The 21,777-nt window shown below is 33.6% G+C and carries 20 protein-coding genes; 13 read left to right on the top strand and 7 right to left on the bottom strand.

The features are described 5' to 3' along the window. Window positions 1–43: 43 nt before the first annotated feature. Together DK441_RS13920 and DK441_RS13915 are read right to left on the bottom strand one after the other, a co-directional pair. Window positions 44–2,989, bottom strand: coding sequence for a T9SS type A sorting domain-containing protein (locus tag DK441_RS13920; protein ID WP_109851265.1), 2,946 nt, complete (start codon window positions 2,987–2,989; stop codon window positions 44–46). A 169-nt stretch (window positions 2,990–3,158) separates the two neighbouring features. Beyond that, a complete protein-coding gene (locus DK441_RS13915) occupies window positions 3,159–4,844 on the bottom strand; it encodes a tetratricopeptide repeat protein (RefSeq protein ID WP_109851264.1) in 1,686 nt (561 codons plus the stop codon). A 91-nt stretch (window positions 4,845–4,935) separates the two neighbouring features. On the opposite strand from DK441_RS13915, the gene DK441_RS13910 reads away from it, so the two are divergent. From DK441_RS13910 to DK441_RS13885, 6 genes are all read left to right on the top strand, one after another. Then, the gene (locus DK441_RS13910; protein ID WP_109851263.1) at window positions 4,936–5,877 is read left to right on the top strand and encodes a 2-hydroxyacid dehydrogenase; all 942 of its coding nucleotides are present in this window, start codon (window positions 4,936–4,938) and stop codon (window positions 5,875–5,877) included. Further along, window positions 5,871–6,491 carry a hypothetical protein gene (locus tag DK441_RS13905; protein ID WP_109851262.1) on the top strand — a complete coding sequence of 207 codons (621 nt, stop codon included), beginning with the start codon at window positions 5,871–5,873 and terminating at the stop codon, window positions 6,489–6,491. The genes DK441_RS13910 and DK441_RS13905 overlap by 7 nt, the downstream gene beginning before the upstream one ends. A 25-nt stretch (window positions 6,492–6,516) precedes the next feature. After that, entirely contained in the window at window positions 6,517–6,933 is a 417-nt protein-coding gene (locus DK441_RS27200; protein WP_109853518.1) for a response regulator transcription factor, read from the top strand. A 101-nt stretch (window positions 6,934–7,034) separates the two neighbouring features. Next, a complete protein-coding gene (locus DK441_RS13895; RefSeq protein WP_160112095.1) occupies window positions 7,035–7,556 on the top strand; it encodes a DUF4199 domain-containing protein in 522 nt (173 codons plus the stop codon). A gap of 14 nt (window positions 7,557–7,570) precedes the next feature. Then, window positions 7,571–8,029 carry a DUF1801 domain-containing protein gene (locus DK441_RS13890; RefSeq protein ID WP_109851260.1) on the top strand — a complete coding sequence of 153 codons (459 nt, stop codon included), beginning with the start codon at window positions 7,571–7,573 and terminating at the stop codon, window positions 8,027–8,029. Between the two features lie 10 nt (window positions 8,030–8,039). Next, on the top strand, window positions 8,040–8,423 hold the full coding sequence (locus DK441_RS13885; RefSeq protein ID WP_109851259.1) for a VOC family protein: 384 nt from the start codon (window positions 8,040–8,042) through the stop codon (window positions 8,421–8,423). 65 nt (window positions 8,424–8,488) lie between these two features. Here DK441_RS13885 and DK441_RS13880 read toward each other — a convergent pair whose 3' ends face one another. After that, a complete protein-coding gene (locus DK441_RS13880) occupies window positions 8,489–8,911 on the bottom strand; it encodes a hypothetical protein (RefSeq protein ID WP_109851258.1) in 423 nt (140 codons plus the stop codon). Window positions 8,912–9,119: 208 nt separating this feature from the next. On the opposite strand from DK441_RS13880, the gene DK441_RS13875 reads away from it, so the two are divergent. The 7 genes from DK441_RS13875 to DK441_RS13845 all read left to right on the top strand — a co-directional run bounded on the left by DK441_RS13875 (window position 9,120) and on the right by DK441_RS13845 (window position 16,505). Next, the gene (locus DK441_RS13875) at window positions 9,120–9,527 is read left to right on the top strand and encodes a TM2 domain-containing protein (protein WP_025665768.1); all 408 of its coding nucleotides are present in this window, start codon (window positions 9,120–9,122) and stop codon (window positions 9,525–9,527) included. A 414-nt stretch (window positions 9,528–9,941) separates the two neighbouring features. Further along, window positions 9,942–13,145: a TonB-dependent receptor gene (locus tag DK441_RS13870; RefSeq protein ID WP_109851257.1), complete on the top strand. Its 3,204-nt coding sequence runs from the start codon at window positions 9,942–9,944 to the stop codon at window positions 13,143–13,145. Window positions 13,146–13,160: 15 nt separating this feature from the next. Then, window positions 13,161–14,597 carry a RagB/SusD family nutrient uptake outer membrane protein gene (locus DK441_RS13865; RefSeq protein ID WP_109851256.1) on the top strand — a complete coding sequence of 479 codons (1,437 nt, stop codon included), beginning with the start codon at window positions 13,161–13,163 and terminating at the stop codon, window positions 14,595–14,597. Window positions 14,598–14,690: 93 nt separating this feature from the next. Next, window positions 14,691–15,014 (top strand): helix-turn-helix transcriptional regulator, encoded by a 324-nt coding sequence (locus DK441_RS13860; RefSeq protein WP_025665769.1) that lies wholly within the window; start codon window positions 14,691–14,693, stop codon window positions 15,012–15,014. Between the two features lie 22 nt (window positions 15,015–15,036). Further along, a complete protein-coding gene (locus DK441_RS13855; RefSeq protein WP_109851255.1) occupies window positions 15,037–15,522 on the top strand; it encodes a DUF6428 family protein in 486 nt (161 codons plus the stop codon). Next, on the top strand, window positions 15,523–16,020 hold the full coding sequence (locus DK441_RS13850) for a GNAT family N-acetyltransferase (RefSeq protein WP_109851254.1): 498 nt from the start codon (window positions 15,523–15,525) through the stop codon (window positions 16,018–16,020). A 59-nt stretch (window positions 16,021–16,079) separates the two neighbouring features. Next, window positions 16,080–16,505 carry an arsenate reductase ArsC gene (locus DK441_RS13845; protein WP_025665772.1) on the top strand — a complete coding sequence of 142 codons (426 nt, stop codon included), beginning with the start codon at window positions 16,080–16,082 and terminating at the stop codon, window positions 16,503–16,505. 208 nt (window positions 16,506–16,713) lie between these two features. Here the strand turns inward: DK441_RS13845 and DK441_RS13840 are convergent, their stop codons facing one another. From DK441_RS13840 to DK441_RS13825, 4 genes are all read right to left on the bottom strand, one after another. Next, a complete protein-coding gene (locus tag DK441_RS13840; RefSeq protein ID WP_109851253.1) occupies window positions 16,714–17,925 on the bottom strand; it encodes a mechanosensitive ion channel family protein in 1,212 nt (403 codons plus the stop codon). 124 nt (window positions 17,926–18,049) lie between these two features. Continuing rightward, window positions 18,050–19,858 carry a lysophospholipid acyltransferase family protein gene (locus tag DK441_RS13835; RefSeq protein ID WP_109851252.1) on the bottom strand — a complete coding sequence of 603 codons (1,809 nt, stop codon included), beginning with the start codon at window positions 19,856–19,858 and terminating at the stop codon, window positions 18,050–18,052. Window positions 19,859–19,911: 53 nt separating this feature from the next. After that, window positions 19,912–21,165 (bottom strand): aspartate kinase, encoded by a 1,254-nt coding sequence (locus DK441_RS13830; protein ID WP_109851251.1) that lies wholly within the window; start codon window positions 21,163–21,165, stop codon window positions 19,912–19,914. 50 nt (window positions 21,166–21,215) lie between these two features. Then, on the bottom strand, window positions 21,216–21,695 hold the full coding sequence (locus DK441_RS13825) for a GNAT family N-acetyltransferase (RefSeq protein WP_109851250.1): 480 nt from the start codon (window positions 21,693–21,695) through the stop codon (window positions 21,216–21,218). Between the last annotated feature and the right edge of the window lie 82 nt (window positions 21,696–21,777).

Below are 21,777 nucleotides of genomic sequence, written 5' to 3'. Positions count from 1 at the left end.
AATTTACGTAGGGTTACGTATATGATGATCAAGAATAATTAATCTACTCTATCACCATTTTTTTGGTATCAATTTTTCGGCTACCCACATATAAGGTATAAAAATATGTTCCTGCAGCTAACCCATCGCTATTAATATGAAGTTCACCATCTCCATTGTCCTTAATGGCAACTGTAGACACCAATTGTCCTATTGAATTGCTAAATACAACTGAAGCATTGTTAATGCCGTCTGGTAAATAATACTTAATCGAGGTAGTGCCATTAAAAGGATTAGGAATGTTTTGATACAATATAGGAGAGTTTCCTTTATTAATACTACCACTCGTATCGCAGGCGCAACCCTCTAAAGCTTCTATTCTATTTATTAAGTCATTAATTTGAGATCTTTGTTCATCAATCTCTGTTTGTTGTGTAGTATTTTCCTCTTCTAAATCCGAAATCTCATTTTGTGCATCAATAAGATTGGTTTCCAGCGAAGAAACTATAGGGGCTAAATCCACAGTAACCGAGGCTCCGTTTTCTATTTCGATAGTAAGATTTGTATCATTTAGAGTAGCCAATGTTAAATCCTGTTGATCAGAATTTACATAGGTAGAAAGATCTATAGTATTTCCATCAGAGATACTTAGGTTATTATTAGTAAGCGTTAAGATTTGACTATCGGTATTATCTAAATATGATGAAAGATCTACTGTAGAAGCATTACCTGTAATACTCAAAGTGTTCGTTGCTAATGATATCGCTTGAGCATCAGTATTGTCAAGATAGCTTGATAAATCTACAGAAGTTGCATCATTGGTTAAGCTAAGGGTATTTGAAGACAAACTTAAATCCTGATTATCGGTATTGTCTAAATATCCTGATAAGTCTACAGTATCAGTCCCTCCAGAAATGCTTAGCGTATTGATACTTAATGAAAGCTCTTGATTATCTAGTTGTGCAGACCAGGTTAATGCACCCACACCATCAGTAGTCAACACTTGATTAGCAGCACCATCTACAATAGGAAATTCATAGGCTCCAGCAATATTAAGGCTATTCGCAATTTGCATTTTTCCTTCTGTACTTATTGCGGCTACGGGGGCAGCGTTATAAGGTCCCCAGGTCCACCCATTATCGGCAGAAGTACTCATAGAAGTTTTGATACTTACTCCTGTAACAGGCCCGTAATCATAGTTTGTACTTCCTCCATAGGAAATTTTGTATCGGTCACGACCATTAAATTCTATTCCATTATCTTCTCCATAATCAAAACGTATCACATTATCTGCCATGTTAAGCATGGTTGTTGCCGTATGATCCCCCAGGTTATCTTTAATTGCACTACTCCACTCGGTTCCATTCCAAAAATACAATGCTTTTTCATCGGTATCGTATACCGTTAATCCCTCTTCTGATTCTCTAATCCCCTTAGATGATGGCTGTGTTGGAAATCTTGGTTCTAGTGCCGTTCGTTGTGCGGTTGTCATTCTATTTACGAATAACCCTTTATCGGTTCCTGTTAGGTCTAAGGATGCATATGTATTAGGAGCATCGGTACCGATCCCTACACTTACGGGATTGGTAGCTCCTCCTAATAACATTGTATCATCATTCGCAGCAGCAGCTCCAGTTCCTATAGCAATAGCATTGTTACCACTCACAACGGCATTATACCCTATTGCAATATTTTTTGCAGCATCGGGGTCTCCATCAGTATTATCAATCAGATCATTAGAAGCAGCCCCAGTTCCGATTACAATAGCACCATTGTTTTGTGCTACTGCATTGGCCCCAATCGCAATGGCTTCTGTATTATCTACATCTACTGATCGGCCAATACCAATCGCATTGGATTGAGCAATATTAGCTTGATATCCGATCCCTATGGAATAATCAGAATTATCGGTAGTACCAAATTGATGTCCCATTCCTATAGCCCCCACTGCATTTTGCATATCTCCTTGATTACCGATTCCAATGGCATATTGCCCTTCATTATAGGAATAATATCCCATGGTAATCACATCATTTTGGGCAGCAATGGCTTGAGATCCAAAAAATGTTGTTCTGTATCTTCTTGTATCCCCACCAAAATACGTATATCCTTCTCCACCAGCAGTAGTTCTTTGAGCTCTTCCGTAGCCAGAAAAAGCTCCGAATCCAGCATTATCCTGCCCTTCTCGATTAGAAGCTCCAGACAAATACCCCACATATGTATTTCTATTTGCATCTGTGGTATTATTAGTCCTATTATTATCCCAACCCGCCATAGCACCTATAAATGTATTGAAATCGGCTTCTTCTGTAGCCACTCCAGCCGCAGCTCCAATCATCGTATTATAAATCCCATTACCTATATCAACTCCTGATGAATCCCCAACTGCAGTGTTATGATGTCCTTCTCTGATATCTTCAAGAGATACATTCCCTATTCCTGTATTTTTATATCCGGTACCTCCTCGAAATGAGTCCCCGGAACCGGCTCGATGTCCAACAAAGGTATTTTCATAACCTGTTGTAAAGTCAAACCCTGCATCTTCACCGATAAATACATTTTCGTACCCTGTAGTATTCTTTTGTCCAGATTCTTCACCTATAAAGGTATTGTCGTACCCTGTGGTATTTCGCTCTCCCGATTCACTCCCTATAAAAGTATTGTCATCTCCAACCTGTGTACTACCACCTTCAGGGTTATTTAATGCACCTGCTTCAAAACCGATAAAAACATTATCCTCACCTCTGTCATTGGCATGACCGGCATAATACCCTATAAAGGTATTGTCACTCGTTGTGTTATTTTTTCCTGCTCCAAAGCCTACAAAGGTTGATCGACTGGCCGAAGTTAGTGCAGTTCCCGTACTATCTCCATACATGGTATTGTAATCTCCGGTTGTAATACTTACACCAGATCCGGTTCCTAAGGTTTCGTTTAAGGTCTGAGCATATACAAAAGTGTTACCAAAAAAGAATAAGATGGCAATATTGAAGAGTAGTTTTCTTTTCATGTAAGGGGCTTTTTAGATTTATATGCGGTTTACTATTCGATATTTATGATTGAATTATAAACCGATTACAAAAATAAAAGACAACCGCCTTTTATGGAAATTTTAATGGTGGTAAAAAGTGGCAAATTCCTGTTTTTGCTACAATTTACGTAGGGTTACGTATACGAGTTTAAACAATAGTCTGTATAAATTGTTCTAATTCTTCTCCAGAGGAAAGCCCAAGTTTTTTACGGATGCGGTAACGTGTAGATTTCACTGAATCTAACGAGACATTACGGACCGTCATAACTTCTTTTATCGAAAGATTGAGTCGAAGCAATGCACACATTTCACGTTCAGTTTTAGTAAGTGATGGATATAAGTCGCGAAGTTTAACATCAAAACCTTTATTGACTTCTTCAATTTTAGATTGTAGTTCAGATAATTTTCCTTCGGTCTTAATCTGCATCTGTAGCTCTGAAGTTAGAGAATTAATTGCTTCTTTCACTTTGTTTGAAGCTTCTGGTGCTATTTCATTTTTTAATCGGTCTAATAACTCTTGTTTAAATTCTAAACGCATACTATTATCGGCAATCAGTCGTTTGGTTTCTTCTTCACTTGCTTTTATTCTTATATCTAGTAATTCTTTTTGTATTTGTTCTTTTTTAAGTTTTTCGGTTAATACCTTGGATTGGTTATGATAGTTTCTTCGTAAAAAGAATCCTATAAACAATGCAGCTATAACTGTTATAAAAAACAACATCATATATAACCACTTCCTTGAAGTTTCTGCCTCAGCAAGTAATGCTACTTCTCTTTTTTCTTGTGCGAAAGACAGACTATCTGCCAGTTTCTCTTGATAGAATTTATGATTTAACTCTAATTCTTGTATCCTTTTGATATTATCTATATTAAAAATTGAGTCTGAGTGTCTGTTAAAAATACGATAGTGTTCGTATGCATTTTTATAATCTCTCATTTTATTATAAATAAAGCTTTTCCTTAAATATGCATTAGCAATATTTTCTCTAAAGCCTTCTTTCTTAGCAATAAACAGAGAACTATCTACAGCTTTCATTGCCTCTTGATAATTCTTCATTTTTATATATATTCTTGCCAAATTATAATATGCAATGGTAAGAGAGTATTTTTTACCAAGTTTTGTAGCCCGAGCCACATTTTCCTTATTTAATTTCAATGCTTTATCATATTGTTTTTGAACACTATATAAAGTTGCCATATTATTATTAACTCGTTGTAAATCCTCTACACTATTGATTGAAGTAAAAAGTTCTTTTGCTTTATCGTAGTATATTTCAGCTGAGTCTAATTTACCAAGTTTTCTATAGGAAACTCCCATCATGTTATAACCTGCTCCTAGCCCATGTATATCCTCAATCTTTTCTTTGATTGCAATAGAGCGTCGATAGCTCTTAATTGCTTTATGGTTATCTTTTTGATGCCTATAAACCATACCCAGATTGTGATATACATCTGAGATTAACAAAGAATCATTATGCGTCTTAAAAATATCTAAAGCCCTTAAATAATAATCTATAGCAATAGCATGAAATGCTTTGCGACGGTTAAGAACACCCATTTGTATATATCCCGCTCCTAATTGACGTTGATCCACATTTTCTCCTTTGTTTTTCATAAGTTGAAAAGCCTCTTGTAAAGAACTTTCGGCCAGGCTCAACGTTTCTTCCATTTGATAAGCACTTAAATCAATTAATGCATTAATTCTTATAGAATCAGTCGAGGCAAGCTGAACTTCCTTTTGTAAACGAATAAGAATAGTATCCTTTTCTTGTGAAAAAACAGACCATGTCGATATAAAATACAAGAATAAAATGTAATAAAATGATGACCTCATCTTAAATATTTCTAAAATTAAGAGATGATATATACCAAAGATACTGTATCTAATCTTTTATTAACTAATTTTGAAAACCTATACAAAATATATGAAAATACTTCACCTTGATACAAATCATCCTTTACTTTTAAATCAGCTTACCACTGCAGGTTTTGAAAATGATGAAGATTATACTTCTACAAAAGAAGAAATCCAATCCAAAATTCATAATTATAGTGGGATTATCATTCGTAGTAGATTTAAAATTGACAAAATATTTTTAGACAAAGCAAAAAACCTAAAATTTATAGGTCGAATAGGTGCCGGATTAGAAAATATTGATATCCAACATGCCGAGAAATTAGGAGTTAAACTATTTAATGCACCAGAAGGGAATCGTAATGCTGTGGGTGAACATGCATTAGGAATGATATTATCGTTATTTAATAAATTAAATAATGGAGATCATAGTGTACGAAACGGACAATGGCTTCGCGAAGAGCATCGTGGTGTAGAACTAGATGGAAAAACGGTGGGTATTATCGGGTATGGTAATATGGGTAGAGCCTTTGCCAAAAAACTACGTGGTTTTGCTGTAGAAGTTATTTGTTATGATATTAAAGATGATGTAGAAAACAGCGATGCAACACAAGTAGAACTTGATGAACTTTTTGAAAAGACCGATGTATTAAGCCTTCATACCCCAGAGACCCCTAAAACAATTAGCATGATCGATACAACGTTTATTAACAAGTTTAAAAAGCCTTTTTGGTTGATCAATACGGCACGAGGAAAAAGTGTAGTTACCAAAGATCTGGTCAAAGGTATAGAAGAAGGAAAAATCTTAGGAGCAGGGTTAGATGTTTTAGAATACGAAAAATCATCTTTTGAAAACTTATTTACTTCAGAAAATGACATGCCAAAAGAATTTACGAAACTCCTTAAAATGAATAATGTGATCTTAAGTCCGCATGTTGCTGGTTGGACTGTAGAGTCTAAAGAAAAATTAGCACAGACAATCGTTGATAAAATTAAAGCCGAGTTTTGTTAAAACAAGTATTTACTACATTATTATCAAACTACACTCAAGATTCAGAATATATTGAGTCTTTGTGGGGCGATATTGTTAAACAACATAGTAAAAAGACCAGATACTATCATAATCTGTCACATCTAGACCATCTGTATCATAATTTGGTTGAAGTCAAAAACAAAATCAAAGATTGGGATATGGTTTTATTTGCATTGTTTTATCATGATTATATTTATAATATCCTAAAACAGGATAATGAAGAACAAAGTGCAAAGAAAGCAATAGAAGTGCTAAATTCATCATCGATAGACAAAAACCGTATCACGCTTTGCTCTGATATGATATTGGCCACCAAAGGGCACAACAATTCTGAAAGCAGTGACATCAATTATTTTACCGATGCTGATCTCTCTATATTAGGAAGCGATTGGAAAAACTATGAGACTTATTACAAAAACGTAAGGAAAGAATATAAATACTATCCTGATTTTATGTACAACAAAGGAAGAATCAAAGTTTTAAATCATTTTATACATATGCAGGCCATCTTTAAATCTGAATATTTCTACAAAAAATTTGAAGGGAAAGCGAAAGAAAATCTTCAACAGGAAATTGATTTGCTTTCAAATTAAATTTCAGTTTTACTACATTTATAGAGTGAAGAAAACAATTTTTACTTTTGCAGCTTTAGTTCTGGCAATACTAGCTCTTTTTCAGTTAAGTAAGTACAGTGTTATTGCAGGAGATACATCGATAGAAACTGTAATCGCCATAATCGCGGTTATTTTTTTTGTAATTGGTATAGTAATAAACAGAAGAGTTCTGCACAAAAAGAAAAAACCTACACAGGAAATAAATTATCAAAAAATTGAAGAACTGGGATTAAGCAAACGAGAGTATGAAGTCTTATGCCAGATTGCTATGGGATTATCAAATAAAGAGATAGCCGAAAAACTCTTCGTCTCAGAAAGTACTATAAAAACTCATGTTTCTAATATGCTGATAAAACTTGATGCAAAACGACGTACTCAAGCTATACAAATTGCAAAAGAGCTACAAATTATACCTCTTTAGGGCATTTCAACCTCATATATTCTAAATTTCATACTTTAGTATGAATGCTATTTATTAGCCTAAATTTACATTTGGGTCTAATAATAAATACATATAAATCAATGAAAAATACAATTATACGTTATGGGTTACGAAGTGCCATTTCTATATGTCTGTTAGCACTTGCAGGATGGTTTTTAGGGAAAAATCTGGATTACTCTATTCAAGAAGTAATTGGATATGCAGGTATAATAGTATCGTTACTTTTTGTATTCCTTGGTATTAAACATTATCGGGATAAAGAAAATAATGGTATTGTTTCCTTCGGAAAAGCATTATTGATCGGTATACTTATCACTCTTATTGCTGCTTTGGCGTTTGGGATATTAGATGTAATTTATATCAAATATATCAATCCGGATTTTATGACAGAATACTATTCGCATTACGTTGAACAAATGAAAAATTCTCTCCCACAGGCCGAACTTGAAATTAAATTGGCAGAGCTAGAAGCCCAAAAAGAACTATTTTCTAATAGGTTTATGAGCTTCTTTTTAATGTTTGCAACAGTATTTATGATTGGATTTATAATTTCATTAATTTCAGCATTAATACTACAACGTAAACCAATACCAGGTAATTAACAATAAAAAATAGTATGCAATATAAAGCCAAAACACCTGATGAATATATAGAAGCTATTCCTGAAGAAAGAAAGGAAGCCATGAGTATGCTTAGAAAAGTAATAAAAGATAATCTTCCCAAAGGATTTTCTGAAGAGATTAGCTATGGTATGATAGGGTATGTTGTACCGCACAGCTTATATCCAGATGGGTACCACTGTGATCCTAAATTACCTTTACCCTTTATGAATATTGCTTCGCAGAAGAATTTTATAGCAGTCTATCATAGTGGTATTTATGCAAATCCCGAATTAATGAACTGGTTTGTTGGTGAATATCCTAAGTATGTAAAAACAAAATTAGATATGGGTAAAAGTTGTATCCGTTTCAAAAAAATAGATCAGATTCCGATAAAATTGATCGCAGAATTATCTAGCAAAATGACTCCACAAGAATGGATTACAATGTATGAATCTAAAGTAAAAAACAAATAACAATATAACTATGAAACGAGTAACAGGAATAGGGGGTATATTTTTTAAAACAGCTGATCCAAAAAAAACAAAAGATTGGTACAGGGATCATCTGGGTTTTAATACAGATGATTATGGTTGTACATTCTGGTGGAAAGACAAAGAAGGTAACGATTGTTCTACACAATGGAGTCCTTTTAAAGACAACACCACTTATTTTGCCCCAAGTAAGAAAGAATTTATGATGAATTTCAGAGTAGAAAACCTAACCGAACTTCTCGAAGTTCTTAAAAGTGAAGGAGTAACTGTTATTGATAAAGTAGAAGAATATGAATATGGTAAATTTGGATGGATTGTAGATCCAGAAGGTAATAAAATTGAGCTTTGGGAACCAGTCGATAAGGCATTCTTATAAAACTCTAACAAAAAAAGGTTGGCTACGTAGCCAACCTTTTTTTATATATAATTTCATTTAGAATATTACATAAAGAATAAAAGAGATGCTACAATCATCCAGCAGCCAACTATTATTCCTATGATACCTAGCTTACCTTGTTTGGGAGCTAGTTTTTCTCTAAGGCGATTTGCTTTTTCTTTTGCCTCTTCACTTTTGGATAAAAAATATTTACTGATGAGACCAAATCCAAGCATAAATCCTAATGCTGCAGAAATAATATTTCCTGCTAACAAGGTTATCCACCAAATAGGATATGTTGTAAGCCATCCCAGGTTTAAAATTGCAGAAATAATACCCCAAATACCCCAAATACAAAATATAAATCCAATCCAACCCTGGTAAGGTTCAATTTTCTCTAAAAGCTCTTTTGCATTTGGTTTTTTAGATAATAGTAATGATGGTACTGCAAGAATACTTAAAACGATTAATGAGATTCCCCATATCATAGTTTTCAAATTTAAAAGGTTAGTGTTTGTTTTTTTATTCAAAGTTGTTATACCAAATATAACAATAAATATGACTTATCAAAATATACCCTACTATAGTTATCCTATATACTAATAATTAGCACCTACAAATATTCTTGTTAATCTTCTGATTTTTAATTGATATTTTTTTGTAATTTTCTCCAAACTAATAAATCTTTTTAACAACATGAGTGAAGAAAATAACAACCTAGGGGACGATATAAAAAAAGGAGCAGAAGAAGCGGCAGAAGCGGCAAAAGAATTTGCTAATGATGCCAAAGAAGCAGCCAGTGATTTTGCTGAAGAGGCTAAAGAACTTGTTAATTCTGCAGATAATAAAAAAGTTCTTGCTGGTATTTTAGCTATTTTTTTAGGATGGCTTGGAGTTCATAAATTCATTTTAGGATACCAAAAAGAAGGTTTTATTCTACTGGGAATAACTTTAATCTCATTTCCTCTAATGTGTTTAGGCATAGGAATATTAACTATATACGTTCCATCAATTATCGGTCTTGTAGAAGGTATTATGTATTTAACAAAATCTGATGACGAGTTTTATCAAACATATCAGGTTGGTAGAAAGCCTTGGTTCTAATAATAAAAAGCTGGAAATTTTAACTTCTGGCTTTTTTATTTCATTTTATTATCGTAATATTGCGATAATAAAACACTTCACCATCAACACATTCAATATACTTCTTTTCCGTAATCTTAATACGTATTAAACTCAAAACCTTATTGTAATTCGCACAATTCTTTTATGATTTTCCCGAAGTAAATTCGTTATTTCATAAGATTACACCCTATACACCAAATACTTTTCAGATTTTACTTACAAAACCGATCATTCTCATACTTATTTTGTTTTTTTTTTAAAATTTTGATGAGAAAACAAAATAATATGTTAAAAAATTATCATAAACACATTTTGAATCCTGCCATATAAATGTGTTTTACTACAAGTAATAAACATGTAAGAAAGTAAGTATCAATTTGAAAAAACAAAATCATGAATAAAAAAATTGTCAATGTTTTTCTTGACCTAACAAAGAACAAAAACTCAATAGTATCAATCATGCGAGCTTTTGTTTTATTATTATGTATAGGATCAACAAACACATACGGAAATATTTTTCAAGAAAGAGAAATAACCGGTATGGTCTCAGACCAGAATAATTTGCCACTCCCCGGAGCCACAGTAAATATCAAAAACACGACTATAGGAACTCAAACAGATTTTGATGGAAACTACACTATCAAAGCCAGTACAGGTCAGGTTCTGGTTTTCAACTACATAGGAATGGCGTCTATAGAAATGACTGTAGGATCTTCAAATATCATTAATGTTTCGATGCAGGAAGATGCAGAAGGTCTTGATGAAATTGTAATTGTAGCCTATGGACGACAAACCAAAAAATCTATCGTTGGATCGGTCGTGGTAGTTGGTGAAGAAATCATCAAAAAACAACAGGCAACTAATATTACTACATCAATTCAAGGTAGTGTGCCAGGAGTAAATTTGATTTCTCAAGGTGGACAACCAGGAGCCAATCCTATTATCAGAATCAGAGGGGTAGGTACTCTGGATCCCGATAATGAGAATGGTCGAAGCGGACCACTGATTATTGTAGATGGAGCTCCATATAATGGTAACATCAATGTTTTTAGTGCTGATCAAATTGAATCTATAAATGTTTTAAAAGACGCCTCTTCTACAGCACTATACGGATCAAGAGCAGCAAATGGAGTAGTTGTAATTACTACTAAGAGAGGAAATATTAATTCAGCTCCAAAAGTAACATTACGTTCTACAACAGGTTTTGCCAATCAGGCTGTAAAACCTCATGAAATCATGAATGTTGATGAGCAATTTAAACATAGCTGGGAGGCTATTCGAAATAGTAGATTGTATGTAGAAGGAGAGGATGCTGCTACAGCTGCAACTTATGCTACAAATAATCTGGTAGAAGGGTTTTTAACATATAACCCTTATGGTGGAGGGACACCTGAGCCAGTAGACATAAATGGTAATTTGGTTACTTCAAACAAATTATGGGAAACCGATTGGAGAGATTTATTTCAAAATAATAGTGCGATAAGAACTGATCATAGTTTATCTGTATCAGGAGGAAGTAAAGATACAAAATATTTCTTATCTGCCAACTACCTTAACCAGGAAGGGTCTGTAGCAACATCAAAGTTTGAACGTATTACTACCCGATTAAATGTAGATTCTAATATCAACAAGTGGTTAAGTGCAGGATTAGGAATTACATACTCTACCTCAGAGTCAAATACACCTCTACAATCAGGAGCATTTAATTCAGGAGCTACGTTCTGGATGTGGAATGCATCTCCCGTCTACCCTCTATACCAAAGAGATGCAGACGGGCAAATAATGCTAGATGGTTTAGGCAATAAGATATTTGATTATGGAGGAAGAGCAAGTCAATCTGTAAATGGGCAACGGCCTTTTTCTCCAGGTCAAAATGCATATGCGCAGTTGTTTAATGACATAAGAGAAGAAAATAGAGATAATATTACCCTTAATGGAAATCTTAAAGTGAATATTACTCCTGATTTAAATTTCAAAACTCAATTATCTCATACGCATTATGTTTTTGACTCCTTTAGATATGGTAATAGTGAGTTTGGAGAAAATGCATCAGTAGATGGTTTTATTACACAACAAAGAAATGTAGAAATAACTACGAACTTAACCAACTCTCTAAACTTCAAAAAGAGTTTTAATGCACACAATATAAATGCTACATTAATCCAGGAAGCCTATAAATACAAATTTAAACCCCTTTCTGCTACAGCTCAAGGTTTTTTACCTAATGTAATAGCACTAAGTGCTGGTACTACCCCAACAGGTGCCACTGGATTTACCGAAAAAACTCATATTACAAGTTATATGGGAAGACTTGCCTATAATTATGATAACAAATACTACCTTGAAGGATCTTATAGAAAAGATGGTACCAGTAGATTTGCCAGTGATGTACGATGGGGGGATTTCTATTCTGTAGGAGGTTCATGGGTCGTATCAGACGAAAACTTCTTAGCTGATAACAGTACTTTAAACTACTTGAAGCTAAAAGCTTCCTATGGTGAATTAGGAAATAGTGATGGACTTGCTACCTTTCCCTACCAAACCTTATTTTTATCAGACTATAGTGAAGGAGATCAACCAGGGGTACTTCTTGCTTTTCCTAACGACCCCAGAATTACATGGGAAAAAACAGCATTGCTTAATACAGGTATTGATTTTGGTCTTTTTAATAATACTATCTCAGGTACTGTAGAATATTATAACCGAAAATCTATTGACTTATTTTATGATGTTCCAACACCAGCATCTACCGGAGCCACTTCATTTACTACCAATGCAGGTTCCCTTAAAAATTATGGATTAGAAATAACCTTAGACACAAAAATTATTTCTAAAGCAAATTTTGAATGGACGACCAACTTTAATATCACTTTTGAAAATAATGAAATTCTGGAATTAACTCAGGAAAGTTTCATTAATGGTACCAAAAGATGGGAAGTGGGCAAATCCATGTATGAATTTTACTTAAGAGAATACGCCGGGGTAGATGCACAGACAGGAGAAGCTTTATGGTATAAAGATATTCTGGATACCGAAGGTAATCCTACCGGAGAGCGTGAGACTACTAATGTTTTTTCTGATGCAACCAGATATGATACTGGTAAAGAATCACTACCTGATTTTTATGGAGGATTTAGAAACTATGTAAGAGTAGGAGATTTTGACATGAGCATACTATTCAACTATAGCTATGGAGGCTATCTATATGACTCTCAATATGCTGCATTGATGGGAAGTATAGAGACCGCAGGCCGTGCCATTTCTGTAGATTTGGCTGATCGCTGGCAAAAGCCCGGGGATATAACTGATGTACCTCGTTTATTGGCTAGCAATAATGACTACAATAGCCAATCAGACAGGTTTTTGTTCAAAAACAACTATGTACGACTAAAAGCACTAAACCTTGGGTATAATTTCCCATCAGATTTAATGTCAAAATTTAGTCTTTCAAGTATGCGTGTATTTTTCCAGGGTGATAACCTGTTTACCTTTCAAAGTCATAAAGGTATTGACCCAGAACAAAATATAGCAGGAAGTACAAATCAGAGAGCTTTTAACCAAAGAATATATTCATTTGGAGTTAATCTAGAATTTTAAACAAAAGAAACTATTATGAAAAAGTTACATATAAAAAATATAGTACTATTCCTTCTTGTTTTTAATCTGACAAGTTGTGAAAATGATTTTTTAGATGAGCCACAACCTGCTACTCAGGTAAGCTCAGAAGTTGTTTTTGGCTCAAAAAAAGGAATTAATGCATACATGTCCGGTATTATTCGCTATTTAAGAGCTGACTGGAGTTCTGTTGATTCTAGTGGGTTTAATGCCATGTTGTATGCACGTTCTGTAAAAGGAAATGATGTTATTAACAAAGCTACCTGGTATCAATGGGATTATGAAAATATCAATAGAGAACCTACATGGAGAAGACCTCGTTTTTCCTGGACATACCCTTATATTATTATAGATGAAACCAATCATTTCATCAGAGGAGTAGAAGCTACAACAGCTGTTGAAGAGTCATTCAAAACACAAATGATTGCCCAGGCAAAAGCAATAAGAGCATATTTCTACTTTCAACTGGCGTTAGAGTTTCAACATGCCTATAACTATGACCCTTCACTATCAGCGCCACCATTGTATAAAGAGCCTGCTTCAGTGACCGGACCAAAAGGGATGAGCACATTACAAGAGATGTATGATTTTATATTAGAGGATTTAACCTTTGCTGTAGAAAATCTTTCTACGGATAGAATCAGTAAATCTTATGTAAATGTAAACGTAGCTAATGGTATGCTGGCACAAGTTTACCAAACCATGAATAACTGGACTGGTGCCGAAGAAGCAGCAAGAAAAGCTTATGGAGGCTCTCCTTCTAGTGTTTTACATCCAGAACAATATAATAATGGATTTGATGATATTGCCGAAAGTGATGAATGGATGTGGGGAATGGCTCAAACCGAAGATCAAAACCAGGGATGGGCTGGAGCTCCTCATGTTATTGCAGATCATAGAGTGCTTACTTATTACGGGACCTATTTTAACAATGACTTTGTAGCTCTATTTTCTGATACTGATGTAAGAAACTTATTCGAAAATCGCTATGGTGGAGGAGATAATGTTTTTTGGAGATGGGTAAGTAATAAATTTGCTTTTACGTTTGCATGTGATGTCCCCTTTATGAGAACTGCCGAAATGATATTGATCGAAGCAGAAGCCAAATATCATAATGGAGATGCTGCTGGTGCTCACAATCTTCTATTTGCTTTACAATCAAACAGGGATCCTGAAGCTGTAAAATCAACCAATACAGGAACAGCATTATTAGATGAGATATTGGTAGAGCGAAGAAAAGAACTATATGCTGAAAATGGTGTAGAATGGTTTGATGCCAAAAGATATAGAAAAGGTATTACCAGAACTGGAAACCACAGAATTGGTACTTCCGCTAGTTTAACACCTGATGACAAGCGTTTCTTTTTGAAAGTTCCACAGGAAGAAATTGATTCAAATGAGTTTATCGATGATAGTGTAAACGCTGATCGATAAGCGATAACAAAACCTGAAAAAGCTGGAAATTTTAACTTCTGGCTTTTTTATTTCATTTTGTTATCGTAATATTGCGATATTATAATATTAATTATGGGAATTACCAAGACGCAAATATTCGATCAACAACAAAATGAATTGGCACAGTTCTTCAAAATATTAGGGCATCCTGCACGTATTGCTATTCTTCAATATATCAGTAAACAAAATACATGTATATGTAATGATTTGGTTGAAGAAATAGGATTGGCACAAGCTACGATATCTCAACACCTTAAAGAATTAAAAAGCATAGGATTACTCAAAGGAGAAATCGAGGGCAAAAGCATGTGTTACTGTATCGATATCGATCGATGGACTGCTTTGCAAAAAAATCTAAACTCATTTTTTAATACCACCAAAAAAAATTGTTGTTAAACTTTATTAATCATTAAAAATCATGAATACATCAGACTTTATAACTCTATTAGCAGAACATCAAGATAAATCATTATTATTCGAATATGCTCCGGGAATGTTGGTAGGGACTAATTACCATATTACCGAAGTAAAACATATTACCGTAGATGCCGTAGATTGCGGAGCTGGTACCGATTTCTGGAAAGAAACTATTATTCAACTATGGGAAAGCCCAGGTGAATTAGGTAAATCAGATTATATGAGCACCTATAAAGCTCTGGCAATATTAAGAAAGGTAGGAAAGATGAAATCTTATGAAATGGATGCTGTAGTAAAAATAGAATATGGAAATACTATGTTTCATACTGCACAATTGCACATTTCAGATTTTGAAATTAAAAAAGATCAATTAATACTGAAACTTACTGTAAATCCTACAGACTGTAAAGCAAAAGAAGTATGTGGGATTACAGAAACTAATACTGAAGAAGCTGCTTCTTGCGCCCCAGGTAGTGGTTGTTGTTAGATGGATATCTCAATAAAAATAGCATATTTTACCCAAAAGGATTGGCCCGCGATCTCTGCGATCTATAAAGAAGGAATTGATACAGGAGTTGCCACTTTTGAAACTCAGGTACCTACTTGGAAAGCATGGGATGTTTCGCATTCAAAACCTTGTAGAATCAAGGCTATTCGTAAAAATACTATTGCAGGCTGGGCCGCCCTGTCCCCTACCTCGAAAAGAGAAGTGTATAAAGGAGTAGCAGAAGTTAGCATTTATATAACACAAAAATGTAGGGGTTTGGGTATAGGTAAACTACTTTTATCCAAATTAATTGAAAAAAGCGAAAAAGCTGGATTCTGGACTCTACAGGCCGGGGTTTTTAGAAATAACAAAGCGAGTATTGATTTACATAAATCTTTAGGGTTTAGAGAAATAGGATATCGAGAAAAAGTGGCAAAATTAGATGATATCTGGCACGATAATATCCTCTTGGAACGGAGAAGTAAAATAATTATATAACCACAATAAACACCGCAAATTCTCTTCTAAAAAGAGAGTAACTAAAAACAAAAACACTTATGAATATTTTAGTATTATGCACAGGTAATTCTTGTAGGAGTCAAATGGCAGAAGGATATTTAAAGCATTTTGCCAAAGACAATGCAACTATTTATAGTGCGGGAGTAGAAACTCATGGAGTAAATCCCAGAGCAATAGCTATTATGAAAGAAGATGGTATTGATATCTCTACTCATACTTCTAATAATCTAGATGAATATCTGGATATACAATTTGATTTTATTATTACCGTGTGTGATAATGCCAAAGAAAGATGTCCTTTCTTCCCCGGTAAGGCAGAACGATTGCATTATAATTTCTTTGACCCATCAAAGGTAGAAGGTACAGAAGAAGAAATTCATATCGCATTTACAAAAACCAGAAATCAGATTAAAGAATATTGCGAAGATTTTGTAGAAAAAAATATCCCAAAAACGGTATCGTAATAAACACTGCTTAGAACTCTCTGATAGCGTTTCTAAATCGATACATCTATAAAACCTTGTAGGTTATATTCCTCTGGATAAATAAAAAAGGGCAGCACAAAAGTTAACTTTTGTGCTGCCCTTTTTTAAAACTTTCTTAACTAATATCAATACACATATAAGAGTTGTTTTTTGATATTCTATATACATTTAGAAAAAATAAAATCGATTATTTTTCTACTTTAAACCCAGGTTTCGCATAATTTTCGGGAATATTCTCTGGCGGTACAGTCAATACATTCCCATCTCTTATTGCTTGATAATGAGGTGATAATATTTCAATTTCGGCATCATGAAGTGCATTCTTTAAATTCTCATGTAGCATCGAATAAATCAATGCTGCTTTTTCGGGGGTTCTGGTATACGCATTGATTTCATAGTTTACATAAAAATCATCAAGGCTTTTAATCAATACAAATGGTGAAGGATCTGGTAAAATCAAATCTGTTTTTTTTGCTCCTTCTATTAAAGCTTTCAATACATTATTACTAGAAACATCGTATCCTATAGTAACCGAAGTATGCAATATAATTCCAACATCATCAATAGCATTTTTACTAAAATTAACAATGTGATTTCCCAGAATAGAAGAATTGGGAATAGTAATATCTAAATTTTTAATAGTTTTTACTCGTGTCACTAATAGACTTCGATCTGTAATATCTCCTATAGTCTCTCCTATTTGTACACGATCTCCTACTTTAAAGGGGCGCATATACGTAATTACAATACCTGCTACGATATTAGAAATAGCAGAAGTAGATCCCAAAGAAAATAATACCCCAAAGAAGATAGATACTCCTTTAAATGCCGGAGAATCTGAACCTGGTATATATGGGAAAATTATAATTACTGCAAAAGCAATAATAATAACTCTTAGCAAATTAAATGTCGGGCGTGCCCAATCCGCGTGAAACCCTTCTAATCGAACGGCTTCTTGTTCTAGTTCATTCGTAACATATTTTAAAAATCGAAGTAAGTACTTTGTAATAAAGAAAATAACAACTATAAAAAATAAATTAGGGATAAACCCAATAATACCATCATACAGAAATAACAATGGCTTTTTTATATATCCCAAAACAGTATCTGCATATACCTTGGTTTGCGGAACCAAACTAAACATAAAAGGAAGATATAAAATCAAAAAGGTAACACTTACGGTTATTCTAAATAGCCTAATTACAACCTTTAGAATATGACGTTCTCTTCTTGGAGTGATAAACTTAAAAAATTGAACAGCCTTATTACTACTAAAAAAAATATTAGTCTCTAATGCACTAGCCTTTTTTTGCAACCATCTAAAAACCCTACGCATTACATAGAAGAAGAATAAAACCCCAACAAGGGCAATAGCAAAATATATGTATTCAATAACCATAACCTAGTTAATTAAGTCAATTCGAAACACTACTGAAGTTACTTTAATTTTTGCTTTTTTAAAGACTAAACGAGAAAAAATTATCAAAAAAATCTAATCTTAAAAACAATGTGTATCAAGAATCTTATTTATCACCGTTTTTAAAATACTTCTGCTCTAATTCTGCCTGAAATTCTTCCATAACAGGTTTTACAGTACTATCGGGGAGATCGGCGATACGAATATACATCAAACCATCAACCGCATTATTAAATAATGGGTCAACATTAAATGCTACTACTTTAGCATTTTGCTTAATATATTTTTTAATTAAAACCGGAATACGAAGACTTCCTGGTTCTACTTCATCGATAATTTTATCAAATTTATTGAGATCACTTTTACTTTCATCAAAGACAAAATCTTTATCTGCATCTTTTAGCTTTACCTTAAACTCTTTTTTAGGCCTAACATATTGCGCTACATAAGGATCATAATAATGAGATTTCATAAACTCTATCATCAGAGATTTAGAAAAATTACTAAATTTATTGCTAATACTAACTCCTCCTATAAGATACTTATGCTCTGGGAAACGAAGTGTACAATGTACTATACCTTTCCAAAGTAAAAATAATGGCATAGGACGTTGTTGATACTCTTTAATAATAAAAGCCCTACCCATTTCGATAGATTCATTCATCATTTTATGTAACTCTGGTTCAAACCTAAATAAATCCTGAAGGTAAAACCCATCAATACCACGGTTAGCATAAATCTGTGAACCCATTCCCATACGATATGCTCCAACCATTTTTTTAGCCTCATTATCCCATAGAAACATATGGTGGTAATATTCATCAAAAGGATCCAGATCCAACGAATTATTAGTTCCCTCACCAATTGCTCTAAACGTAATTTCTCTAAGCCTTCCTATTTCACGAACTACATTTGGAATATGCTTTTTCTTTGCCAGAAAAACTTCATAATTCTTACTGATCAACAATCGTTTATCATGATTTCTACAGTATTGCAACTCTGATTCTATGGCATTGATATTACCTTCGACAGCTATTTCTTTAGGTGATTTTGGTAATTTCAAATTTTGAGGAATTGATTCTCTTAATGTCTTTTTCTCAAAAGGATTGGCTAGCATATACGTTTTCTTACGTAAGAAATTAGTAAAATCTTCAAGATTAGTATACTCTTCCTGATCTTTTACCGAAACTGGATTACCAATTCGCACTTTGATAACTTTATTTTCCTGAGAAAAAAGTTCACTCGGCAATTTAGCTGTTCGTAGAATATCACTTATCGAGGCCAGGCGATAAAAAAGCCTGCTATTACGAGCATGAAAATATATAGGAATTACAGGGACTTTTGCTTTTTGAACTAGTCTCATTGCACTAGGTTCCCATGGTCTATCTACATAATTCTTTCCTTCTTTAAAAGTAGATACCTCTCCTGCGGGAAAAATACCTAACGGCTTCCCTTCTCGAAGATGTAAAATAGCTTCCTTAATTCCTTTATGACTAGATTTTGCTTCTTTTCTATCCTCAAAAGGATTGACAGGCATAACATAAGGCTCTATAGGCTTAAAACTATGTAATAAAAAATTTGCGATAATCTTATAATCAGAACGATGTTCAAGCATTAATTTAAGTAATACTCCTCCATCAATTCCGCCAAGTGGATGATTTGACAATGTAATAAACGGTCCTTCTTTTGGTAATCGTTTTAAATCTTCTTCGGGAATTTCAAAAGTAACACCATATAAATCAAGTGTTGTATTTATATATTCCAGCCCTTTTAAATGGCTAAGTTTATCATACTGTCGATTTATTTTTGATATTCGGGTAGCCTTAAGAATCACCCAACCAATAAAGGTGCCTATAAAACCAAATTTATCCATTTTGAGCCCCGCGGCTACTTCTCTTGCTGTGACTATGGGCATTAAATACAATTTGCGCTAACTGCAAATATAGCAAAATCCTTGAATTGATATCACTAATCTCGGGATACCATTTGATAAGTCTCTCTGGTTATTTGTTTTAGCAAAATATCTTTATTTTTTTCTAAAGAGGTAATAGCTTCATTTGTAAAGTGTCTAATCGTAAATAAAGATACATTTGTATTATAAGTAACTCTAAATTTTGCTTTAAGTTTACCTAAAAGTTTTTCAAAATGATCAAACTTATCGTCAAGGCATACCGAAAAACTAATTGCAGAATTCTGAATCAGATCTACTTTTATATGATATTGATGAAAAAGACTAAAGATCTCACTAATATTATTTTCGACAATAAATGAAAAATCTAAAGAAGAAAGCGAGACTAAAACCTGATTTTTCTTTACAATATAACAAGGTAAATGAGGGTCTAAGGGTTGACCTTTCTTTACAGAAGTCCCTTGATCGACAGGATTAAGAAATGACTTAACATATAGTGGTATTTCTTTACGCTGTAAAGGTTGAATCGTTTTTGGATGAATTACAGATGCCCCATAAAATGCTAGTTCTATAGCCTCTTCATAAGAGATATGAGACAGTAATTGAGTTTTATCAAACACCCTGGGATCTGCATTAAGAACACCAGGCACATCTTTCCAGATACTTACACTATCTGCATTTAAACAATACGCCAAAATCCCGGCAGTATAATCACTCCCCTCTCTGCCCAAAGTCGTAGTAAAATTATTTTCATCAGATCCGATAAACCCCTGGGTAATGCTAAGGCTATTTTTATTGACTTTCTCGAGTATGAGGTGTTGAGTATTTTGCCAATCTACTTCGGCGTCTCTATAGGCAGTATCTGTTTTAATAAAATCTCTTGCATCTAACCACGTATTTTGATACCCTTTATGGTTTAGATATTCGCTTACAATAGTAGTAGAAATTAACTCTCCATAAGGTACTATTTGATCATAGACATAATCATATTGAGTTGATTTATTTCTATTTAGTGTAGTTTGCATATCTAATAAAAGACCTTCAATTTTTTTAAAAACAAGATGTTGTTTGTTTTCAAAAAGTGTTTCCAGAATTTCGTTATGATATATCTCTAGATCCCGAAGTGATATCTTAAGCTCCTTGCTATTGTTAGTATATAATTCGACAATATGTTCTAAAGCATTAGTGGTCTTACCCATTGCAGAAATAACAATAACAAGATTAGAAAACCCTGTTTTCTCAAGTACATTGAGTACATTTTTCACTCCATTAGCATCTTTTACAGATGCCCCTCCGAATTTAAAAACTCTCATTAACCAAGTGTTTTTTTACTATTAAATTAGGTAATGTTAAATTGAAAGCATTATGATTCTGACACAAATTTATTAACCCCATCCTTATCCATTTGAACCAGGTACCAATCTTTTAAAAGCTTTGCTCCACTTTTTTCATAAAAATCAATAGCAGGAGTATTCCAATCCAAAACAACCCATTCTACTCTTCGCACTCCTTTTGATTTAGCGTATTTTAATACTTCTTTGTATAATGCACTACCCAAACCGGTTCCTCTCATAGATTCTTTAACAATAAGATCTTCTAAATGAACAGAGCGCCCTTGCCAGGTAGAAAATCGATAATACACCAGAGCTATTCCTACTATTTCATCCTTTACCTCTGCCACAAAACAATGAAAAAGTGGATGGTCCCCAAAACCTTCACGTATAAGCTCTTCAACAGTTATTTCTACTGCATCAGGTTCTTTTTCAAAAATTGCCAATTCCTGGATCAAACCCAGTACTTGGGTCATATCTTCCTCTCTGGCATCTCTAATCACATAATTCATAAAAAAAGTTTATCAAAACTATAAAATATGAACCAGAAATCAGACAATTTTCTAATGTTATGTAGTCACATAATATGTTTTT

The sequence above is a fragment of the Aquimarina sp. AU58 genome (assembly GCF_900312745.1).
Classification (GTDB): Bacteria; Bacteroidota; Bacteroidia; order Flavobacteriales; family Flavobacteriaceae; genus Aquimarina; species Aquimarina spinulae.
Note: the sequence above shows the minus strand (reverse complement) of the source record. Positions and strands in the feature narration are given on the sequence as shown.

What these genes read in the sequence shown, in the direction of transcription:
- DK441_RS13920 (WP_109851265.1), bottom strand. Translation starts at nt 2,989, where the DNA reads ATGAAAAGAAAACTACTCTTCAATATTGCCATCTTATTCTTTTTTGGT.
- DK441_RS13915 (WP_109851264.1), bottom strand. Translation starts at nt 4,844, where the DNA reads ATGAGGTCATCATTTTATTACATTTTATTCTTGTATTTTATATCGACA.
- DK441_RS13910 (WP_109851263.1), top strand. Translation starts at nt 4,936, where the DNA reads ATGAAAATACTTCACCTTGATACAAATCATCCTTTACTTTTAAATCAG.
- DK441_RS13895 (WP_160112095.1), top strand. Translation starts at nt 7,035, where the DNA reads ATGAAAAATACAATTATACGTTATGGGTTACGAAGTGCCATTTCTATA.
- DK441_RS13890 (WP_109851260.1), top strand. Translation starts at nt 7,571, where the DNA reads ATGCAATATAAAGCCAAAACACCTGATGAATATATAGAAGCTATTCCT.
- DK441_RS13885 (WP_109851259.1), top strand. Translation starts at nt 8,040, where the DNA reads ATGAAACGAGTAACAGGAATAGGGGGTATATTTTTTAAAACAGCTGAT.
- DK441_RS13880 (WP_109851258.1), bottom strand. Translation starts at nt 8,911, where the DNA reads ATGATATGGGGAATCTCATTAATCGTTTTAAGTATTCTTGCAGTACCA.
- DK441_RS13875 (WP_025665768.1), top strand. Translation starts at nt 9,120, where the DNA reads ATGAGTGAAGAAAATAACAACCTAGGGGACGATATAAAAAAAGGAGCA.
- DK441_RS13870 (WP_109851257.1), top strand. Translation starts at nt 9,942, where the DNA reads ATGAATAAAAAAATTGTCAATGTTTTTCTTGACCTAACAAAGAACAAA.
- DK441_RS13865 (WP_109851256.1), top strand. Translation starts at nt 13,161, where the DNA reads ATGAAAAAGTTACATATAAAAAATATAGTACTATTCCTTCTTGTTTTT.
- DK441_RS13860 (WP_025665769.1), top strand. Translation starts at nt 14,691, where the DNA reads ATGGGAATTACCAAGACGCAAATATTCGATCAACAACAAAATGAATTG.
- DK441_RS13855 (WP_109851255.1), top strand. Translation starts at nt 15,037, where the DNA reads ATGAATACATCAGACTTTATAACTCTATTAGCAGAACATCAAGATAAA.
- DK441_RS13850 (WP_109851254.1), top strand. Translation starts at nt 15,523, where the DNA reads ATGGATATCTCAATAAAAATAGCATATTTTACCCAAAAGGATTGGCCC.
- DK441_RS13845 (WP_025665772.1), top strand. Translation starts at nt 16,080, where the DNA reads ATGAATATTTTAGTATTATGCACAGGTAATTCTTGTAGGAGTCAAATG.
- DK441_RS13840 (WP_109851253.1), bottom strand. Translation starts at nt 17,925, where the DNA reads ATGGTTATTGAATACATATATTTTGCTATTGCCCTTGTTGGGGTTTTA.
- DK441_RS13835 (WP_109851252.1), bottom strand. Translation starts at nt 19,858, where the DNA reads ATGCCCATAGTCACAGCAAGAGAAGTAGCCGCGGGGCTCAAAATGGAT.
- DK441_RS13830 (WP_109851251.1), bottom strand. Translation starts at nt 21,165, where the DNA reads ATGAGAGTTTTTAAATTCGGAGGGGCATCTGTAAAAGATGCTAATGGA.
- DK441_RS13825 (WP_109851250.1), bottom strand. Translation starts at nt 21,695, where the DNA reads ATGAATTATGTGATTAGAGATGCCAGAGAGGAAGATATGACCCAAGTA.